Genomic DNA, 1,164 nt, shown 5'->3' with positions numbered 1-1,164 from the left:
GACGCCGGTGCCGGCCATGATCGCGGCGGGCGTCGCGAGGCCGAGCGCGCACGGGCACGCGATGACGAGCACCGCGACCGCGTTGAGGATCGCGGTTTCCGTGCCGGCGCCGGCGATCAGCCAGCCGACCAGCGTCAGCAAGGCGATGCCGAGGATCGCCGGCACGAACACCTCGCTCACGCGATCGACGAGCCGCTGGATCGGCGCCTTCTCGGCCTGCGCGGATTCGACGAGGCGGATGATGCGCGCGAGCGTCGTCTCCGCGCCGATCGCGGTGGTTTCGACGACGAGCGCGCCTTCGCCGTTGATCGAGCCGGCCGTGACGGCGTCGCCGTCGTCCTTCGGCACGGGCAGGCTTTCGCCGGTGATCAGCGATTCGTCGATGTGCGAGCGGCCCGACACGATCCGGCCGTCGACGGGCACGCGCTCGCCGGGACGGATGCTGACGCGGGTGTCGACACGCACCTGCGCCAGCGGTACGTCGCGCTCGACGCCGTGCTCGATGACGCGCGCGCGATCGGGACGCAACGCGTTCAACGCGCGGATCGCGTCGGTGGTCTGGCGCTTCGCGCGCGATTCGAGCCATTTGCCGAAGCGCACCAGCGTGACGATGACGGCCGATGCCTCGAAATACAGGTGGCCGGGATGCAGGGGGGCGCGCACCAGCATCCACAGGCTCAGCCCGTACGCGGCCGACGTGCCGAGCGCGACGAGCAGATCCATGTTGCCGGTGCGCGCCTTCACCGCATGCCAGGCGGCGCGATAGAAACGCGCGCCGTAGCCGAACTGGACGATCGATGCGAGCAGGAGCTGGAGCCAGCCGGGCAGCATCAGGTCGATGCCGAACGGCGCGACGAGCATCGGCGCGACGAGCGGTGCGCTCAGTACGGCGGACCAGATCACGAGATCGCGTTCGCGAATCGCTTCGAGGTGCTTGCGGGCGTCGTGGTCCTGCGCGGAGTGGGCTGATTGCGCGTCGATGCCGGCCGTGGCGCCGCTCGATGGCGCGACGGCGAGCGACGCACGGTAGCCGGCTGTGGTGACAGCCGCGATCAGCGTGGCGGCGTCGAGCGCGCCGGCGCCGTGCACCGATGCGCGCTCGGGAGATCGGAAGAGCGTCGGGCGGGGAAAGATGTATAGCCCGGTGTGTAGCTGCGTGTGTAG

The 1,164-nt window shown here is 70.5% G+C and carries 1 protein-coding gene; it reads right to left on the bottom strand.

What is annotated here, in order from left to right; genetic code table 11:
* The coding region (locus G3N99_RS40535; RefSeq protein ID WP_206125234.1) for an HAD-IC family P-type ATPase at positions 1-1,164 on the bottom strand (1,164 nt) is incomplete at both ends.

The organism is Burkholderia sp. Ac-20392 (assembly GCF_017104585.1).
In the GTDB taxonomy this organism is placed as follows: Bacteria; Pseudomonadota; Gammaproteobacteria; order Burkholderiales; family Burkholderiaceae; genus Burkholderia; species Burkholderia lata.
Note: the sequence above shows the minus strand (reverse complement) of the source record. Positions and strands in the feature narration are given on the sequence as shown.